General features: G+C 59.3%; 3 protein-coding genes. All 3 read left to right on the forward strand.

All coding sequences use genetic code 11. The annotated features are described in order from the left end of the window. The coding region (locus MHN28_RS24675; protein ID WP_370645815.1) for a Bug family tripartite tricarboxylate transporter substrate binding protein at window positions 1-933 on the forward strand (933 nt) is incomplete at its 5' end. 4 nt (window positions 934-937) lie between these two features. Further along, window positions 938-1,426, forward strand: a complete 489-nt coding sequence (locus MHN28_RS24680) for a tripartite tricarboxylate transporter TctB family protein (protein WP_239345691.1) — start codon at window positions 938-940, stop codon at window positions 1,424-1,426. Window positions 1,427-1,429: 3 nt separating this feature from the next. Beyond that, the gene (locus tag MHN28_RS24685; RefSeq protein ID WP_239345693.1) at window positions 1,430-2,944 is read left to right on the forward strand and encodes a tripartite tricarboxylate transporter permease; all 1,515 of its coding nucleotides are present in this window, start codon (window positions 1,430-1,432) and stop codon (window positions 2,942-2,944) included. The last annotated feature ends 37 nt before the right edge of the window (window positions 2,945-2,981 follow it).

Genomic DNA, 2,981 nt, shown 5'->3' on the forward strand with positions numbered 1-2,981 from the left:
GCCACAGCGGGATTGGCGCTTTCGGGCACCGCCGCTTTTGCGGAATGGAAGCCGCGGCGCCCTGTGAACATCATTCTGCCCTATAAGGCCGGTGGCGGCACCGACAGCTATGCGCGGGCGGTGGCGTCCGCAGGCGATGGGTTGTTCCCCGTGCCTTTTGTCGTGGTCAACAAGCCCGGCTCGTCGGGTATGACGGGTGCGACTGAGGCGTCTCGGGGGCGGCCGGATGGAACAACGGTGCTACTGACCTCGGCGGGCTCGTTCCTGCTGACTTCGTTGCTGCGCGACACTGATGTCACCCCGCTGGATTCGTTCCGCGTCGTTGCACAGATCGGCAAGCTGACCACGTCGCTCATGGTTCCCGCCAACAGCCCGTATCAGTCGCTGGACGATCTGGTCTCGGACATCAAGGCCCGTCCGGGTGAAGTACGCTGGGCGCATACCGGCAATGGCGGTTTCCACCATGTTGCAGGTCAGGGATTTTTGGACACCAACGAGTTGGACGCGGTCGGCGTTCCGTTCAAAGGCGGATCAGCAACCCGTGCAGCCCTGATCGGTGAACAGGTTGATTTTGCGATGATCGGGATTCAGCAGGCCGCAGGGTTCGAAAACGAACTGCGCCCATTGGCGCTGAACTCTGACCAGCGCGACGCGTTCATGACCGACGTACCGACTTTTGCCGAAGCGGGTTTTGACGCGGTAGACGTCAGTTCACCCATTATCCTGTTCGCCCCCAAGGACACTCCGGATGATGTCGTGGCCGGACTGGAAGCGGCGATGAAGGATATCACTGAATCCCAGGCGTTCATCGATGCCATGGCCGAGCGCGGCAACGCACCGGTTTACCTGCCGGGGGCCGAGGCCGAAGCGAACCTGCAGGCGATGAAAAACAATGTCGAGTCGATCATCAGCGCGCTGAAAAGCCAGGGGTGATCCGATGACAACACGCGTTCTGAACTCGAGCACAGTCATCGGCGCAGGTCTGGCGATCTTTGGGTTGGTGGCAGTTGCCGCAAGCATGGCCATCAATCCTGACCCGGACGGTGGATGGGGCGCTCGAATATTCCCGCTGGTCGGATCCGGCGCTCTTGTCGTGCTTGGTGTTGTGGAATGCGTGAAAGGGCTGTCCTCTTCCGCTCCCGCCACCACTCCCAAGGAAGAGGGCAGCATCCTGCCTCGGATCTTCAGCCTGCTGGTATTGTCGCTGGCCTATGTCTGGCTGATGGGCAAGCTTGGCTATTTGATCAGTACGGGTATCGCAGCCGTTCTGGTTCTGATGATTTTTGGCGTTCGCAACCCGATAGGTCTACTGATCGCTGCAATCGTATGCCCCGCCATCTATCACCTCATCTTCTTTGTCATGCTCGGTGTCTACCCGCCTTACGGCGAGTGGTTCGACCTGCTTGACGTTATTCAGGGGAATTGATCCATGGAGATTTTTGCTGCTCTGGGCACCGTCCTGACGGACCCGATCATCCTCTTGTGGGTGCTGGCCGCCGCCGTTGTCGGCATGGTTGTCGGCGCAATCCCCGGCCTGACTGCATCGGCCGCGATTGCCATGCTTTTGCCGGTCACCTTCTACATGCAGCCGCTGGCGGCGCTGGCCTTTTTGTACGTCATCGGAAAATCCGGGCGATATGGCGGTTCAATCGCGGCAATCCTGTTCAATACGCCGGGGACGGCGGCCTCTGCCGCGACCCAGATCGACGGGTATCCCCTGTCCAAGCGGGGCATGTCGTCCAAGGCGATGAAGGTTGCGACCATTTCCTCGATCATCGGGGATTACGTTGGTGAGATCCTGTTGATCGCCGGTGTTGGCATTATCGCCGCCATCGCCCTGAAACTGGGCCCACCGGAATTGTTCGCGGTCTACTTCGCAGCGTTTGTGGTCATCGGCTCGGTGATCGGCAAATCGATCACCCGCGGGCTGGCTTCTGCAGCGCTGGGTGTGCTGATCAAGATGGTCGGCCTTGACCCGATTTCCTCGGAAGAGCGGTTCACCTTCGGCTCGTTCGACCTCAGCAACGGTATCTCTCTGGTGCCGCTGATGATCGGTATCTTCGTGTTGGGCGAGGTGTTCTCGCAGCTCGAAGCCCGCGGTAAGCCGATCGAACAGTTCGATGAGCCACATGATCAGGATTCGATCGCCAAGAACCGCCTCACATGGGCTGAATACAAACCGTGTGTCCCACATGTCATCCGGTCCTCGTTTATCGGTTCCTTCATCGGGATGCTTCCGGGGCTTGGTTCGGCCATTGCAGCCTTCGTCGCGTACGGAGAAGGTAAACGCCGCGCCAAAAACCCCGAGCAATGGGGCAAGGGCGCGCTGGAAGGCATCGCAGCACCCGAGGCTGCAAACAACGCGGTTTCCGGTCCGTCGATGGCACCGCTGCTGACGCTTGGCATTCCTGGCTCTACCATCGGCGCCATTCTGGTCGGCGTGTTCCTGATCCACGGCATTCAGGTTGGCCCGACGCTGTTTCTGACCCAGAAAGAGCTGGTCTACCAGCTGTTCGCCTGTGGTCTTGTGGGTATCGCCGCTTATGGTCTGATCGGGTATTATGGTGCGTCCTATGTTGGTCGCTTCATCCTGAAAATCCCAACGGACGTGCTATATCCGATCATTTTTCTGACCTCATTCATCGCCGCGTATTCCTCGCGCGGGAACCTGTTTGATGTCTATGTGATGGTCGCGGCGGGCTTTGGTGGCTGGCTGATGAAACGCTATGACTTCAACCCTGCCGCTTTCGTTATCAGCTTCGTGCTGGCCGGCGGGGCGGAAGAAACCTTCCGCCAAGCACTGCTGCTAAGCAACAACGGCGCATTGATCTTCTTTACCCGCCCCGTCGCTCTTGGCTTCCTCCTGCTGGGTGTAATCGCCGTGTTCGCACGGGCCAGGTCGCTAAGCAAACAGGCCAAAGAAGCGTCGTTGAAAGACGCCTGAAAACTTCCCCCAAGGCCCGCAGATAAAGGCGGGCCAA

The sequence above is a fragment of the Ruegeria sp. Ofav3-42 genome, from assembly GCF_022347725.1.
Lineage (GTDB): Bacteria > Pseudomonadota > Alphaproteobacteria > Rhodobacterales > Rhodobacteraceae > Ruegeria.

Excerpts from the sequence above, each read along its gene's own strand:
- MHN28_RS24680 (WP_239345691.1), top strand. The coding sequence starts at position 938 with ATGACAACACGCGTTCTGAACTCGAGCACAGTCATCGGCGCAGGTCTG.
- MHN28_RS24685 (WP_239345693.1), top strand. The coding sequence starts at position 1,430 with ATGGAGATTTTTGCTGCTCTGGGCACCGTCCTGACGGACCCGATCATC.